We start from the raw sequence: 15,934 nt of genomic DNA on the forward strand, positions 1-15,934 counted from the left end.
TCCCTCGCCGCTTCGACCAGAAAATCGCGTACGGCCCTCACCCGCGGCATCGCCATCAGGTCGCGATGGCAGATCAGCCAATAGGTGCGTTTCAGCTCGATCTCGTCCGGCAGCACGATCTCGAGATTGGCTTCGTTCTTGGCCATGAAATAGGGCAAGACGCAGAGGCCGAGGCCCTGACGCGCCGCCTTCAGCTGCGTCAGGATGCTCGAGCTCTGGAAATGGGCGCGCAGGCCCGGCTGGATCTCGCCGAGATAGTCGAGCCCGGGCGTGAAGATCATATCCTCAATATAGCCGACGAAGCGGTGCGAACTCAGGTCATTGCGCGTCCGGATCATCGGATGCCGGGCGAGATAGCTTCGCGCTCCATAGACATGCAGCGTATAGGGCGTCAGCACCTCGGAATGATAGGGGCCCGCCTTGGGCGCGGCGAGCGCCACGGCAATATCGGCCTCCTTGCGCGACAAGGACATGATCTGCTGAATCGCCACAAGCTCCAGCGAAATATTCGGATAGCGGCCGGCGAAGTCGGCAAGCCGGTCGGAAAGGAAGAAATTGCCGAAGCCCTCGAGCGTGCTCAGCCGCACGACGCCGCGCTGGGCGGTCATGCCGTCGCTGATGTCGAGCTGCAGCTGCTCCGTTTCCCGCTCGATCCGTTCGGCCGTCTCGACGAAGCGCTGGCCCATGCCGGTCAGCACGTAGCCACGCGGATTGCGTTCAAAGAGCTTGACCTTGAGGGCAAATTCCAGCCGGTCGATACGGCGCGAGACCGTCGCATGGCTGGTTCTCAAACGCCGCGCCGCGGTCGAAAGCTGGCCGGTGCGCGCCACCGCAAGGAAGAACTGCAGGTCGTCCCAGGTGAAATTCGGATTCATTCCGCCTCCCTTCTGTTCAAAAATGAACAGATGCTGTTTGCAATTTACGGTTTGACCTGCTTGCTTCCAAGTAGAATTTTCTGGATGTTAAACTTCGAGGCCAGCTGTTGAGGAGCATGTCTGGCCAAATTTGAACAGAGCGATACGAGAAACGGTCGGGGCCTCGAAAGGTCACCGCCGGGCCCTATGTGTTTGCGCATGACGGCCAGCATCACCCTGGACATCCTCGGGAGGAGGACAGATGAACAAGAAAGTGATCGCCACGCTTGCAATGCTGCTCGCCAGCAGCACCGCCGCTCTTGCCGACGCGTCCGACGGCAAGGTCAGGATCGGCATTCTGAACGACCAGTCCGGCGTCTATGCCGATTTCGGTGGCAAATCTTCTTATGAGGCGGCGCTGATGGCGGTCGAGGATTACGGCGGCAAGGTGTTGGGCGTCCCTATCGAAGTCGTGACCGCCGACCACCAGAACAAGCCCGATATCGCCTCCAACATTGCCCGGCAATGGTATGACACCGAGCAGGTCGACAGCATCATGGAACTCACCACCTCATCGGTGGCGCTCGCGGTACAGGCGATCTCGAAGGAGAAGAAGAAGATCGACATCGTCACCGGCGCGGCGACGACGGAGCTTACCGGCAAGCAATGTAGTCCCTATGGCTTCCACTGGGCCTATGACACCCACTCGCTGGCCGTCGGCACGGGCGGCGCGCTCGTCAAGCAGGGCGGCGATAGCTGGTTCTTCCTGACCGCCGACTACGCCTTCGGTTATTCGCTCGAGGAAAACACCGGCAACTACGTCAAGGAAAACGGCGGCAAGGTCGTCGGAGCGGTGCGCCATCCGCTGGCCACCACCGACTTCTCGTCCTTCCTGCTGCAGGCGCAATCCTCCGGTGCCAAGGTGATCGGGCTTGCCAATGCCGGTCTCGACACCTCGAACGCCATCAAGCAGGCGGCCGAGTTCGGCATCGTCCAGGGCGGTCAGCGCCTGGCGGCGCTGCTCTTCACGCTTGCCGAGGTCCACGGCCTCGGGCTCGAGGCGGCGCAAGGGTTGACGCTCACGGAGGGCTTCTATTGGAACCGCGACGCCGAAAGCGCCAAGTTCGGCAAGCGCTTCATGGAGCGCACCGGCAAGATGCCGAATATGGTCCATGCCGGCACCTATTCCGCCGTGACGCAATATCTGAAGGCGATCGAAAAGGCCGGCAGCGACGATGCCGACGCGGTCGCCAAGGAACTGCATGCAATGCCGGTGAACGACGTCTTCGCACAGAACGGCACCGTGGCGCCGAACGGTCGGATGATCCACGACATGTACCTGCTCGAGGTCAAGAAGCCGGACGAGAGCAAGGAGCCCTGGGACTACTTCAAGGTTCTGGCGACCATCCCCGGCAAGGAGGCCTTCATCGATCCGGCCCAGAGCGGCTGCGACCTCGTGAAATCCTGACCGGCGCCGAGCGATGAGCGTCGACGCGCCTCTTGAGAATGGAAGGCCGCGGGTGGTTCTGTCCGCCCGCGGTCTCCGCCGCGACTTCGGCGGCTTCACCGCCGTCAAGGACGTCGACCTTGACGTTCATCATGCCCGCGTGCATGCGCTGATCGGCCCGAACGGGGCCGGCAAGACCACCGTCTTCAACCTGCTGACAAAGTTCCTGCAGCCGACCGACGGCACCATCACGCTGCTCGGCGAGGACATCACCAACACCGCGCCGGACAAGGTCGCCCGCATGGGCCTGGTGCGGTCGTTCCAGATCTCGGCTGTGTTTCCGCACCTGACGGTCCTCGACAATGTCCGCGTCGCCCTGCAGCGGCCGAACCGGCTGGCGACCCAGTTCTGGAAACCGCTTTCGGCGCTCGACACCCTGAACGGCAAGGCCGATCAATTGATCCGCGCCGTTGGGCTCGAAAAGGAGCGCAATGCGGTGGCCGCCGATCTTTCCTATGGCCGCAAGCGCGTCCTCGAGATCGCCACGACGCTGGCGCTCGACCCGAAGGTCCTGCTGCTCGACGAGCCGATGGCCGGCATGGGCCACGAGGATGTCGGCATGGTGGCCGAAATCATCCGCGAGGTGGCGCGCGAGCGCGCCGTGCTGATGGTCGAGCACAATCTCTCCGTCGTCGCCACGCTCTGCCACCACGTCACCGTGCTGCAGCGCGGCGAGATTCTTGCAGAAGGCGATTATGCGACGGTGTCGGAGGACCCGCGCGTGCGCACCGCCTATATGGGCACGGAGGAGGCCTGAGATGAAACCGCTTCTCAAGGTCTCCGGCCTCAACGCCTGGTACGGCGAGAGCCACATCCTCCACGGCGTCGACATGACCGTCGGCGAGGGCGAGATGGTGACGCTGCTCGGCCGCAACGGCGTCGGCAAGACAACGACGCTGCGCGCCATCATGGGCATCGTGCGCGAGCGCAAGGGCGAGATTACCTTTGCCGGCGAGGACCTGATCCGCGTGCCGCTCCATCGCGTCGCCCACCGCGGCATCGGCTTCGTTCCCGAGGAGCGCGGCATCTTCTCGACCCTCTCCGTCTACGAGAACCTCTTGCTGCCGCCGGCCGTCGCCGAAGGCGGCATGACGATCGACGAGATCTTCGAGCTCTTTCCCAATCTCCACGAACGCCGCAACAGCCAGGGCACAAAACTTTCCGGCGGCGAGCAGCAGATGCTGGCGATCGCCCGGATTTTGCGCACCGGGGTCAGGATGATGCTGCTCGACGAGCCGACCGAAGGCCTCGCCCCGGTCATCGTCCAGCGCATCGGCGAGGTGCTGAAGAAACTCAAGGAGCGCGGCATGACGGTTCTCCTCGTCGAGCAGAATTTCCGTTTCGCCAGCAAGGTCGCCGACCGTTTCTATCTGATGGACCACGGCAAGGTGGCGGGCGAGTTTCCGATCTCGGAGCTTTCCGCGCGCATGGACATGCTGCACGACATCCTCGGGGTGTAAGTGATGACGATGATCTTCGGTATCCCGCTTCAGGCGTTTCTCGGTCAGCTGCTGATCGGCCTCATCAACGGCTCCTTCTATGCGCTTCTGAGTCTCGGCCTCGCCATCATCTTCGGCCTGCTGCGCGTCATCAACTTCGCCCACGGCGCCCAATACATGCTCGGGGCCTTCGTCGCCTGGCTGCTGCTCGCGCATTTCGGCATCGGCTATTGGCCGGCGCTGATCCTCGCACCGCTTCTCGTCGGTCTCCTCGGCGCCGCCATCGAACGCACCATGCTGAGAAGGCTCTATTCGCTTGATCCCCTCTACGGCCTGCTCTTCACCTTCGGCCTGGCGCTGACGGTCGAAGGCACGTTCCGCTATCTCTACGGCGCCTCCGGTCAGCCCTATGCGACACCGGCGCTTTTGACCGGCGGCGCCAATCTCGGCTTCATGTTCCTGCCCGTCTATCGCGGCTGGGCGATCGTTTTCTCGCTCGTCGTCTGCATCGGCACCTGGCTCGTCATCGAGAAGACGAAGCTCGGCTCGTATCTGCGCGCGGCGACGGAAAATCCGGTGCTGGTGCAATCCTTCGGGATCAACGTGCCCTTCCTGCTGACGCTGACCTATGGCCTCGGCGCGGCGCTCGCCGCTCTCGCCGGCGTGCTCGCCGCGCCGATCTATCAGGTGTCGCCGCTGATGGGCTCGAACATCATCATCGTCGTCTTCGCGGTGGTGGTCGTCGGCGGCATGGGCTCGATCATGGGGGCGATCGTCACCGGCTACCTGCTCGGCGTCGCCGAGGGGCTGACCAAGGTGTTCTATCCGGAGGCCTCCAATATCGTGATCTTCGTGATCATGGCCATCGTTCTACTCCTGAGACCCGCGGGCCTCTTCGGCCGGGATGCTTGACATGACGCTGACACTCGAACTTCAGAAGCAGAAGGAACGCACCCCCATCGTCGCCCAGACGGTGTTTCTCGGGCTCGGCCTCGCGCTTCTCCTGCTCGCGCCGCTGTTCTTCTACCCCGTCTTCCTGATGAAGATCCTGTGTTTCGCGCTCTTCGCCTGCGCCTTCAATCTGCTGCTCGGCTATACGGGGCTGCTCTCCTTCGGCCATGCTGCCTTCTTCGGCGGTGCGGCCTATTTCACCGCGCATGCGGTCAAGGAATGGGGCGTGCCGCCCGAACTCGGCATCCTCGTCGGCGTTGTCGGCGCCGCCCTTCTCGGCGTGGTCATCGGTTTCTTCGCCATTCGCCGCCAGGGCATCTATTTCGCGATGATCACGCTGGCGCTGGCGCAGATGTTCTATTTCTTCTGCCTGCAGGCCGGGTTCACCCATGGCGAGGACGGTATCCAGTCGGTGCCGCGCGGCCATCTGTTCGGCTTCGTCGACCTCTCGCAGTCCTCGAACATGTACTATTTCGTACTCGCCGTCTTCGTCATCGGCATCGCCATCATCTGGCGGATCATCAATTCGCCCTTCGGCATGATCCTGAAATCGATCCGCGAAAACGAGACGCGGGCCATCTCGCTCGGCTATTCGGTGCGGAACTACAAGCTCGCCGCCTTCGTCATGTCGGCTGCACTGACCGGTCTCGCCGGCGGCCTGAAGGCGCTGGTCTTCCAGTTCGCGACGCTGACCGATGTCGGCTGGCAGATGTCTGGCGAGGTCATTCTGATGACCTTGCTCGGCGGCATCGGAACGCTGATCGGACCGCTTTTCGGCGCCGCACTGGTGGTGACGCTGCAGAACTATCTGGCGACCTCGGAATTTCCGGTGACGATCATCACCGGCGTCGTCTTCATGGTCTGCGTGCTCGTTTTCCGCCGCGGCATCGTCGGCGAGTTCTATAATTCCCGCCTGGGCCGCCGGCTCGGCTTCGAGCACCGGCACAAGCACTGACGCGCGGTCCGACAAGAGAAAGCCCATGGAAACGTTCGACTACATCGTCGTCGGAGCGGGGAGCGCCGGCTGCGTCCTCGCCAACCGCCTGTCGGAAAATCCGGCGCATCGCGTGCTGCTGCTCGAAGCGGGCGGCAGCGACAATTATCACTGGATCCACATTCCTGTCGGCTACCTCTATTGCATCAACAATCCGCGCACCGACTGGTGTTTCACCACGGCCGCTGAGGATGGCCTCAACGGCCGGTCGCTTTTCTATCCGCGCGGCAAGGTGCTCGGCGGCTGCTCTTCGATCAACGGCATGATCTACATGCGCGGCCAGGCGCGCGACTACGACCTCTGGCGTCAGCTTGGCTGCGCCGGCTGGAGCTGGGACGAGGTGCTGCCGTTCTTCAGGAAATCCGAGGATCACTATCGCGGCGCCGACGACATGCATGGCGCCGGCGGCGAATGGCGGGTCGAAAAGGCCCGCGTTCGCTGGGCGGTACTCGACGCCTTCCAGAAGGCAGCAGCCGAGGCGGGTATTCCCGAAACAGACGATTTCAACCGCGGCAGCAACGAAGGCTCCGGCTATTTCGACGTCAACCAGCGCTCCGGCATCCGCTGGAACACCGCCAAAGCGTTTTTGAAACCTGCCAGGCACCGGCGCAATCTGACGATCCTGACCAAGGCGCATGTCCGCAAGCTGATCCTCGAAGCGAGGCGTGTCGCCGGCGTCGAGTTCCAGCACGACGGCACGACCAAGCGCGCGCACGCTCGCCGCGAGACGGTGCTTTGCGCCGGTGCGATCGGCTCGCCGCATATTCTCGAGCTTTCCGGCATCGGCAATCCGAAAATCCTCCGCGCCAACGGGATCGAAGTGCATCACGCGTTGCACGGCGTCGGCGAGAATTTGCAGGATCATCTGCAACTGCGTCTTGCCTACAGGGTCACCGGCGTTCCGACTCTGAACGAGAAGGCGAGCTCGGTCCTCGGCAAGGCGGCGATCGGCCTCGAATATCTCGTCCGCCGTTCCGGGCCGATGGCCATGGCGCCGAGCCAGCTCGGCATCTTCACGCGCTCGGGCCCCGAGAAGGAGACGCCGGACCTGCAGTATCATGTCCAGCCGGTGACGCTCGAAAAATTCGGCGAGCCGGTGCACCCCTTCCCGGCGATCACCGCCAGCGTCTGCAACCTGAGGCCGGAAAGCCGCGGCTCGGTGCACCTGAAGGGGCCCGATTTTGCCGCCGCGCCCGACATCCGCCCACGCTATTTAACGGCCGAAACCGACCGGGACGTCGCCGTGAAGGCGATCCGCCTCACCCGCCGCATCGTTTCGCAGCCTTCCTTCGCCCGCTACCGGCCGGTCGAATTCAAGCCCGGACCGAGCTACGAGACCGATGATGAGCTAAAGCAAGCCGCCGGCGATATCGGCACGACGATCTTCCACCCGGTCGGAACCTGCCGCATGGGGGCTGATCCGGAGAGCGTCGTCGATCCTGAACTGCGCCTGCGCGGCGTTGAAGGCCTGCGCATCGCCGACGCCTCGATCATGCCGACCATCACCTCCGGCAACACCAATTCGCCGACCATCATGATCGCCGAGAAGGCGGCTGGGATGATCCTCGCGGTAAACGGGTAGCCGCCTACTCGGCGGCCTCGGCCTCCGGCATCGGCACATAGTTGAGGATCGGTGATAGCCAGCGCTCGACCTCGCGCACATTCATGCGCTTGCGTGTCGCGTAATCCTCGACCTGATCGCGCTCGATCTTGGCGACGCCGAAATAATAGGCGTCCGGATGGCCGATATAGAGACCGGAAACGGACGAACCCGGCCACATCGCGTAGCTTTCCGTCAGGCTGACGCCGATTGCCGCCTCGGCGTCGAGCAGACGGAAGAGCGTCTCCTTCTCGGTATGGTCCGGCTGTGCCGGATAGCCGGGCGCCGGGCGAATGCCCTGATAGGGCTCGCCGATCAGTTCCTGCGGCGCGAAGGATTCGTCCGGAGCGTAACCCCAGAGCTCCTTGCGGACACATTCGTGCATGCGCTCGGCAAAGGCCTCGGCGAAGCGGTCGGCCAGCGCCTTGACCAGGATCGAGGAATAATCGTCATTGGCGCGCTCGAAGCGCTCGGCGATCGCCACTTCCTCGATGCCGGCGGTCACCACGAAACCGCCGAGATAGTCGTGCCTGCCGCTGTCGACCGGAGCGACGAAATCGGCGAGGGCAACGTTCGGTCTCCCATCGCGCTTCGTCAATTGCTGCCGGAGCGTGAAGAAAGTGGCAAGCTCCCGCTTGCGCGTCTCGTCGGTGAAGAGGCGGATGTCGTCGCCGGCGCTGCCTGCCGGCCAGAAGCCCACCACCGCCTTCGGCCTGAACCATTTTTCCGCAATGATCTTCTCGAGCATCGCCTGCGCGTCGGCAAAGAGCTGCCGCGCCGCCGGCCCCTGGTGCTCGTCGTCGAGAATGCGCGGATAGACGCCCTTCAGCTCCCAGGTCTGGAAGAAAGGCGTCCAGTCGATATAGCGGGCAAGCTCCGCCAGGTCCCAGCTCTCGAAGACGCGCGTGCCGAGGAAGGCGGGCGTCTTCGGCTGATGCGCATTCCAGTCGAGCTTCTGAGCATTGGCGCGAGCCTGCGACAGCGGCAGGCGGCGTTTTTCCGCCTCGTTGCGCGCATGGGTGTCGGCGACCTTCAGATACTCGGCGCGGATCGTCTGCTTGTAGGCGTCGCTTGCCTCCGGCGAAAGCAGGCTCGATACGACGCCGACGGCGCGGCTGGCATCGGTGACATAGACGGTCTGGCCGAGGCTGTAGCGCGGATTGATCTTGACCGCCGTGTGCACGCGGCTGGTCGTCGCGCCGCCGATCAAGAGCGGAATGTCAAAGCCTTCGCGCTCCAGTTCGGAGGCGACATGCACCATCTCGTCGAGCGACGGGGTGATGAGCCCGGAAAGCCCGATCGCGTCGACCTTCTCCTGCCTTGCCACTTCGAGGATTTTTGCCGAGGGCACCATGACGCCGAGGTCGATGATCTCGTAATTGTTGCAGGCAAGCACGACGCCGACGATGTTCTTGCCGATATCGTGCACGTCGCCCTTGACGGTCGCCATCAGGATCTTGCCGGCGCTCTCGCGCGTTCCCCCGCCGCCATTGGCAAGCTTCTCAGCCTCCATGTAAGGCAGCAGAACGGCCACCGCCTGCTTCATCACGCGCGCCGACTTGACCACCTGCGGCAGGAACATCTTGCCCGCGCCGAAGAGGTCGCCGACCACGTTCATTCCGGCCATCAGCGGACCCTCAATGACGTGCAGCGGACGCTCGGCGGCAAGCCGCGCCTCTTCCGTGTCGGCCTCGATGAATTCGGTGATGCCGTTGACGAGCGCATGTTCGAGCCGCTTGCCGACCGGCCACTCGCGCCAGGTGAGATCCTTCTCCTTGCCCTGTGCACCGCCCTGCCCGCGATAGCGCTCGGCGAGTTCCAGGAGGCGCTCGGTCGCATCGGCGCGACGGTTGAGCACGACGTCCTCGCAGGCCTCGCGAAGCTCCGCATCGATCGCATCGTAGACGGCGAGCTGGCCGGCATTGACGATGCCCATGTCCATGCCGGCCTGGATCGCATGGTAGAGGAATACCGCGTGCATCGCCTCGCGCACCGGCTCGTTGCCGCGGAAGGAGAAGGACAGGTTCGACACGCCGCCCGAGACATGCACATGCGGCAGCGTCGCGATGATCTCCCGCGTCGCCTCGATGAAGTCGACGCCGTAATTGTTGTGTTCCTCGATGCCGGTAGCGACCGCGAAAATGTTCGGGTCGAAGATGATGTCCTCCGGCGGAAAGCCCGCCTCTTCGGTCAGCAGCCGATAGGCGCGCCGGCAGATCTCGACCTTTCGCACCTTGCTGTCGGCCTGGCCCTTCTCGTCGAAGGCCATGACGACGACCGCGGCGCCATAGGCGCGCACCAGCCGCGCATGATGCAGAAACGCCTCCTCGCCTTCTTTCAGCGAGATCGAGTTCACCAGCGCCTTGCCCTGGACGCATTTGAGGCCAGCCTCGATCACCTCCCATTTGGAGGAATCGATCATCACCGGTACCCGGGCGATATCCGGCTCGGAAGCCACGAGGTTCAGGAACTCGACCATGGCGCGGGTCGAATCGATCAGTCCCTCGTCCATGTTGATGTCGATGATCTGCGCGCCGTTAGCCACCTGGTCGCGCGCTACGTCCAGTGCGGCGGCATAGTCGCCGGCGGTGATCAGCTTACGGAACTTCGCCGAGCCGGTGACATTGGTGCGTTCGCCGACATTGACGAAGGGAATCTCGTCTGTGAGCGTGAAGGGTTCGAGGCCGGAGAGCCGCATGCGGCATTCGATCTCCGGCACCTGGCGCGGCGGATATTTTTTGACCGCCTCGGCGATGGCATGGATATGGGCCGGCGTCGAGCCGCAGCAGCCGCCGACAATGTTGACGAGGCCGTCGCGGGCAAATTCCTCGATCTGCGCCGCCATCGCCTCGGGACTCTCGTCGTAGCGGCCGAATTCGTTCGGCAGGCCGGCATTCGGGTAGGCGCAAACGAGCGTGTCGGCGACGGTCGAAAGCTCGTCGATATGGGCGCGCATCGCACTGGCGCCAAGCGCGCAATTGAGGCCGATGGTGAAGGGCGCCGCATGGCGCACCGAATACCAGAACGCGGTCGGCGTCTGGCCGGATAGCGTCCGGCCGGAGAGATCGGTGATCGTGCCGGAGATCATCACCGGCAGGTGGATCCCCTTCTCGGCAAACACTTCCTGCGTCGCGAAGATCGCTGCCTTGGCGTTCAGCGTGTCGAAGATCGTCTCGATCAGGATGATATCGGCACCGCCATCCATGAGGCCGCGGACCTGTTCGGCATAGGCAAGCGTCAGATCGTCGAAGCTGACGGCACGATAGCCGGGATTGTTGACGTCGGGCGAGATCGAGGTGGTGCGGTTGGTCGGCCCGAGCGCACCGGCGACGAAGCGCCGCCGTCCGTCCTCCGCCTCGGCGCGCTTCGCCGCTCGGCGCGCGAGCCGCGCGCCGTCGCGATTGAGCTCGTAGACCATGTCCTCCATACCGTAATCGCCCTGGGCGATCCGTGTCGAGGAGAAGGTGTTGGTTTCGAGGATGTCGGCGCCGGCAAGAGCGTAGCGGTAATGGATCTCCTCAATCACCTTCGGCTGCGTCAGCGTCAGCAGATCATTGTTGCCCTGCTGGTGGCAGGCGCAGCCGCCGAAGCGCTCGCCGCGAAAATGATCCTCGATGAAACCGAGCTGCTGGATCTCGGTCCCCATCGCCCCATCCATGATCAGGATGCGTTCGCTTGCCGCCCGATTGAGGGCCCGGAAGACTTCCGAGCCGTCGGGCCTGGGCGAGAGATCTCCGAAGAGGGACGCGGCGGACATGGGAAGTCTCCCGTTCTGAAAACGACAAAAGCTTTGTGGATTAAGTCACATAAAGATATCTTTATGTCAACATACGATCCGATCACAATTTTGGCCAGAGGCAAACAGAGGCGCAACAAAAAGCCCGCCGCGGGCGGGGCGGGCCATCAAAGGCAAAACCGGAATCGATGCTTCACATCCGCTTCAGGCAATCCTCCACTTCATAGATCGCGCAGAGGATATGGTAGAAGCTGCTGGCCGGCGCGGGCTCGTCGACGAAGCCGCCGTCCGCCTTCTGCTTGTCGCGCCAGAGACCGCGGATCGGCGTTTCCAGGAAGCGCTGCAGCGCCGCGGCCGCGCGCGAGGCTGAGGCGAGGTAGCGTTGCCGTTCGCTGCCGTCCCCGAGCGCGGCAAAGCGGATCGCCGCCTTCAGCCATTCCGTCTGTGGCCAGAGCCGTGCCACCGGATCGGCAACCGACAGGTCGTCGAAGAGGGTCATGACCGCCACGTCGCGCTTCGGGCAAATGCCGTGGGCTTCGCCGATCTCGAAAAGCCGGCGCGCCTTGACGATCGCTTCCGCATTGCCGCGCCGTTCCGCCCAGCGCAGGAGCAGCCAAGCCCATTCGAATTGGTGGCCGGGTTCGACGATGCGACCCTTTTCGCCCGGAAAGGGTGTCCAGTCGTGATCGAAGAACTCGCGCAGCACACCGGTCTCGGCGTCGATGAAGCAATCCATCGCCAGATGGGCGATCTCGTCGGCGAGATTGGCCCAGGCGACCCGATCGAATCCGTCCACCGCTTCGCTGGCGAGGCAGGCCTCGAAGAGGTGCATATGCGGGTTGGAGCCGAGCGGCAGGCGTGGCGGATTATCCTCCTCGAAACCCGCCACCGGATGCTTGCAATGAGCCTCCAGCCTCTGTCGCAGATCGTTGCTGCGCCCCACCATCTCGGCCTTCCGCTCCGGGATCACCTCGGCGAGATAAGCGAAGGCAAGCAGGGCAAAGGCCTGGTTGTAGAGGTCGAAGGACGGATCGACGATCTCCCCGTCGGCAGTGGCAAGCGCGCCATAGAAGTCGCTCGGCTGCCGGTAGACCCGATCGAAATAAGATAGCCCACCTTCGGCGGCCAAGCGCCAGTCGCCGTGCCAGCCGCGCCGCCCCGCCTCCGCGAAGCAATAGACCTGGCGGGGCTGGACGCGAGAGCGGCGATCGGCCCGCGTCGGCTCGCCGGCCATGTCGATCGTCTCGACGAAGCCGCCGCCGGCCGCATCGAACCCCTTATCGCGCCAGAGCGGCAAAGCGGCTTCGGCGAGCCAGCGGCCGAGCTCCGTCGCCTGCAATGAAATGTCCATCGGTCCGCTCATCAGGTTTCGAGTTTCAGCTCGTCATGATTCGCGCCGAGGAGCTCGGCGAGCGCCTCGACGACCAGATTGTGGTCGTCGCGCTGCGGCAAGCCCGACACGGTGACGGCGCCGACGCAGCCGGTTCCCTTCACGACGATCGGGAAGCTGCCGCCATGCGCGGCATATTCGGCATCCGGCAGGCCGAGCTTGGCTTGCAGGTTGGTCTGCTGCTTTAGGAGGCTGAGGCCGGTGGAGTAGCTGCTCTTGAACAGGCGGAAGACCGTATTGCGTTTGCGCCGCACCCAGTTCGGATTGTCCGGCGTCGCGCCGTCGAGCGCCGTATAGAAGACCTGCATGGAGAACAGCGTGATGTCGATGACGACGCCGAGCCTGCGCTCGGCCGCCATGCGGCGGAGCGTCGATCCGAGCGTCCAGGCCGTTTCGAGATCGAAGCCCTCGAACTGCAACTCCTGTTCCTGGCGCGTAATCCGGCGCAGATCATTGTCGATGTTCATGATGCCTCCGCTTGTCATGATCGAATTGGAGGGCGATGCCTCCTCTGGCCTGCCGCCGCCAAGTCTCGGCACGCCCTATTCCTTCCACAGCCAGGCGGCGCCGCGCACGCCGGAACTGTCGCCGTGCACCGCCTTGCGGATCGGCGTCTCGAAACTGTCGCCGAACAGGTAGTTGGTGATCAACCCAGGCACTTCGCCGTAGATCTCGTCGACATTCGACATGCCGCCGCCGAGCACGAAAACGTCCGGATCGACGATATTGGTCAGAAGCGCCAGGCTGCGGGCAAGCCGGTCGACGAAGCGTTGGTAGACGCCGATCGCCACCGGATCGCCGGACCGCTTCGCCTCAATGATGTCGCGGCCGCGGCGGTCGGTGCCGGTCGTCAGGCGATAATCGAGTTCGAGCCCGGTGCCGCAGGCATACATGTCGAGGCAGCCGAGCTTGCCGCACCAGCATTTGTGGCCGGGATATTCGTCCCTGGTCATCCAGGGCAGCGGATAATGGCCGATCTCCGCGGCGATGCCCTGATAGCCGGCATGCACCTTCTTGCCGATCGCCAGCCCGCCGCCATGGCCGGTGCCGACGATGATGCCGAAGACGACATGCGCCTCCTTGCCGGCCCCGTCGACCGCCTCGGAGACCGCCAGGCAATTGGCGTCGTTGGCAAGCCGCACCTTGCGTCCCAGCGCGGCCTCGAGGTCGCGCCCGAGCGGCTTGCCGTTGATGAGCACGGCGTTGGAGTTGCGGACGATCCCGGTCCGCGGATTGGGACTGCCGGGAATGCCGATGCCGATCGACCCGCGTTCGCCGGCCGTCTCTTCGGCGGCAGCGACGAGATCGACCACGGCACGGATGCACGCGTCATAGCCGCTGGTCGGGGTTGCGACGCGATGCCGGGCACGCGTCTCGCCATCGCGGCTAAGCGCGATGACTTCCATTTTGGTGCCGCCCCAATCGATTCCGATGAACATGCGCGGATCAGGTCCCAGGATGGATGTAGCTGCGGGAAAGGGCGGCATCTCCTCCAGCCGCCGCCGGCCCCTGCTTAGCATCCACCCCGTCGATGACGCTAGCCCCATGATTTCGCATCGGCGCATCGGCCTCCACACGGGGCAAATCGCCGGCCGAGGCGCAAAAACACTTGGCGAACAGGTCTCGCTTTTGTATGGGTCTATGCCGAGTGGTCCCGTAGCTCAGCAGGATAGAGCATCAGATTCCTAATCTGGGGGTCGCGCGTTCGAATCGCGCCGGGATCACCATTTATTTTCAACCGCTTAGTGGGATCAAAAAAAGCCGGAAATGCCTTCGTAAAGGCGTTTGGGCTAACGATTGGCTAATACGGCGGCGTTCGTGGCATCCTGTCGGCTATGCCCGCGCCGTCGAAATAGAGACTTCGCCCCACAAGTTGCCAATCCATATTTCAGCCGCGCCCATGCTGCCACAGCGGCTGTCATCCTATTGTTGCGAATCGGCCAATCTGCCACCCTCGACGAAGTAGACCACCAGCAGGGGCGATAACTGGCATGAGCACCGCAACAGCTGATCATTGGGTAAATGATCGTCTGGGACGCAAGAACGACGCTGAATTCCTCTACAATTTTCTTGTAGGCCAGTATCAGAAGCGGCTAGCCGACGGTCGCACTGCCTCGTACGTCTTGAACGTCGATTCGGAGTGGGGTGGTGGCAAAACATTTTTCCTTGAGGGATTGGCAGCGGATATCAAGTCGCGCGGTCACTTGGTTGCCTCGATAAACGCTTGGCGCGATGACCATGCCCAAGATCCCTATGTGGCAATAATGGCCGCGATCGACGACGCTTTTGCCCCCTACATTCGCGACCCGGGAAGGGTACGCAAAGCGTGATCCGCGACAAAATCCAGCGGCGGCGCAATCGCGCTTCGAATGACAGGCGCGATCGCAAAGGGGCTCCTGAAAAAGCACACAGGCGTTTCACTGGATGAGCTGACCGATATCGTTGCAGATGAAGGTACGCTTGCTGATGCTATCGAAACCGCGGTTGACGAAGGTTCAAAAGCCGTATCCGGAGAACTGGAAAAGCTTTTCGACTCTTCTCTGGAGGCCTTGATCGAAGGTTTTCAGCGGACCAATCAGGCGACGACGGATTTCCGTGAGAAACTGCAGATATCGATAGCAGCACTATCCGCTGAGAAAAATGCGCCGTTCTTCGTTCTGGTAGATGAACTAGACAGGTGCAGGCCCACGTACGCAGTCCAGCTCCTTGAGCGCGTGAAACACCTCTTTGACGTTGAAGGTGTGATTTTCGTCTTTGCTACAAATTCCGATCAGCTGCAGCATAGCATAGCAGGCGCATATGGCCCTGGCTTCGATGGTTTTCGGTATCTCAAGAGGTTCTTCGACCGTACCTATGTTTTCGACAAGCCGTCGATTGAGAATATGGTCGAAAGCCTCTGTGCAAATCTTCCAAAGGCAAAACTAAAAGCGCCGGAAGATAGGCTATCAGAAGCGATCGCTTTGGGATGCAAGGCGTTTGACCTCGATTTACGTGCGGTCGTTCAAGTGGTCGAGATGATCGACGCCACTGCAACGGCGTGGCCCCATGAGTTGCCAGCGGACATCTCACTCGTCCTCCCCGCATGCGCTCATTTTTATCTTTCGGGAAAAGCGGAGTGGCCCCAAACGGCACTGCCCGCTCTAAAGCGCTGGGTTATCGAGCGCTTCGTCCGCAGGAACTTCGAGGGAAAAACGGTCGATCGCTCTATAAAGTTTGGCGAAATCTATGCACACGCCACTTCGATCTTCCGGAGTCTTGAGGAAGTTAGGAACGACCGACGCCGATCTGGGGACAGCATAGCAGCTGACTATGTAGCGTCGGTGTTCGATGGGGAACACAACGGAATCCAAGTCGATCCTAAGAAGCCGAGCATTCAGACCGAAATCTTGGGCATTGTCGCAAACGCAGGGCGAATGATGATCAAAACCTCGGATAATGTCTGATCTGGGCCGTCGCCTTCAGG

At 62.7% G+C, this 15,934-nt stretch carries 13 protein-coding genes and 1 tRNA gene (1 of these 14 only partly in view); 9 read left to right on the plus strand and 5 right to left on the minus strand.

Annotation, left to right across the window (positions count from 1 at the left end):
* Positions 1–875, minus strand: partial view of a LysR family transcriptional regulator gene (locus tag NXT3_RS17630; RefSeq protein ID WP_104839776.1) — the 5' portion only. 70 nt of this gene lie to the left of the window's left edge; only the first 875 of its 945 coding nucleotides appear in the window; its start codon is at positions 873–875; the stop codon falls past the left edge of the window.
* A 241-nt stretch (positions 876–1,116) separates the two neighbouring features.
* Here NXT3_RS17630 and NXT3_RS17635 point away from each other — a divergent pair, with 241 nt between their 5' ends.
* Genes NXT3_RS17635 through NXT3_RS17660 form a run of 6 tightly spaced genes read left to right on the plus strand, consistent with a single transcriptional unit; the run spans position 1,117 to position 7,327 of the window.
* A complete protein-coding gene (locus NXT3_RS17635) occupies positions 1,117–2,322 on the plus strand; it encodes a beta-hydroxybutyrate-binding protein (protein ID WP_097526205.1) in 1,206 nt (401 codons plus the stop codon).
* Positions 2,323–2,335: 13 nt separating this feature from the next.
* Positions 2,336–3,118 (plus strand): ABC transporter ATP-binding protein, encoded by a 783-nt coding sequence (locus tag NXT3_RS17640; protein WP_097526204.1) that lies wholly within the window; start codon positions 2,336–2,338, stop codon positions 3,116–3,118.
* 1 nt (position 3,119) lies between these two features.
* Entirely contained in the window at positions 3,120–3,821 is a 702-nt protein-coding gene (locus tag NXT3_RS17645; protein ID WP_037417375.1) for an ABC transporter ATP-binding protein, read from the plus strand.
* A 3-nt stretch (positions 3,822–3,824) separates the two neighbouring features.
* Positions 3,825–4,712, plus strand: coding sequence for a branched-chain amino acid ABC transporter permease (locus NXT3_RS17650; protein WP_097526203.1), 888 nt, complete (start codon positions 3,825–3,827; stop codon positions 4,710–4,712).
* Positions 4,705–5,706, plus strand: a complete 1,002-nt coding sequence (locus NXT3_RS17655; protein ID WP_179864765.1) for a branched-chain amino acid ABC transporter permease — start codon at positions 4,705–4,707, stop codon at positions 5,704–5,706. Before NXT3_RS17650 ends, NXT3_RS17655 begins: the two co-directional genes overlap by 8 nt.
* 25 nt (positions 5,707–5,731) lie before the next feature.
* The gene (locus NXT3_RS17660) at positions 5,732–7,327 is read left to right on the plus strand and encodes a GMC family oxidoreductase (RefSeq protein WP_097526202.1); all 1,596 of its coding nucleotides are present in this window, start codon (positions 5,732–5,734) and stop codon (positions 7,325–7,327) included.
* Between the two features lie 4 nt (positions 7,328–7,331).
* Here NXT3_RS17660 and metH read toward each other — a convergent pair whose 3' ends face one another.
* From metH to NXT3_RS17680, 4 genes are all read right to left on the minus strand, one after another.
* On the minus strand, positions 7,332–11,102 hold the full coding sequence (gene metH / locus NXT3_RS17665; protein WP_097526201.1) for a methionine synthase: 3,771 nt from the start codon (positions 11,100–11,102) through the stop codon (positions 7,332–7,334).
* 172 nt (positions 11,103–11,274) lie between these two features.
* Positions 11,275–12,432 (minus strand): mannose-6-phosphate isomerase Pmi, encoded by a 1,158-nt coding sequence (gene pmi, locus NXT3_RS17670; protein WP_104840026.1) that lies wholly within the window; start codon positions 12,430–12,432, stop codon positions 11,275–11,277.
* Positions 12,433–12,443: 11 nt separating this feature from the next.
* A complete protein-coding gene (locus NXT3_RS17675) occupies positions 12,444–12,938 on the minus strand; it encodes a heme-degrading domain-containing protein (RefSeq protein ID WP_104840027.1) in 495 nt (164 codons plus the stop codon).
* Positions 12,939–13,013: 75 nt separating this feature from the next.
* Entirely contained in the window at positions 13,014–13,910 is an 897-nt protein-coding gene (locus NXT3_RS17680) for an ROK family protein (RefSeq protein WP_104840028.1), read from the minus strand.
* A gap of 211 nt (positions 13,911–14,121) precedes the next feature.
* On the opposite strand from NXT3_RS17680, the gene NXT3_RS17685 reads away from it, so the two are divergent.
* The 3 genes from NXT3_RS17685 to NXT3_RS17695 all read left to right on the plus strand — a co-directional run bounded on the left by NXT3_RS17685 (position 14,122) and on the right by NXT3_RS17695 (position 15,914).
* Positions 14,122–14,198: transfer RNA gene (locus NXT3_RS17685), tRNA-Arg, on the plus strand.
* Between the two features lie 264 nt (positions 14,199–14,462).
* Complete coding sequence (locus NXT3_RS17690) at positions 14,463–14,801, plus strand: P-loop NTPase fold protein (protein ID WP_104839777.1); 339 nt, start codon at positions 14,463–14,465, stop codon at positions 14,799–14,801.
* A 39-nt stretch (positions 14,802–14,840) separates the two neighbouring features.
* Positions 14,841–15,914: a KAP family P-loop NTPase fold protein gene (locus NXT3_RS17695; protein ID WP_104839778.1), complete on the plus strand. Its 1,074-nt coding sequence runs from the start codon at positions 14,841–14,843 to the stop codon at positions 15,912–15,914.
* The last annotated feature ends 20 nt before the right edge of the window (positions 15,915–15,934 follow it).

Source organism: Sinorhizobium fredii, from assembly GCF_002944405.1.
Lineage (GTDB): Bacteria > Pseudomonadota > Alphaproteobacteria > Rhizobiales > Rhizobiaceae > Sinorhizobium > Sinorhizobium fredii_C.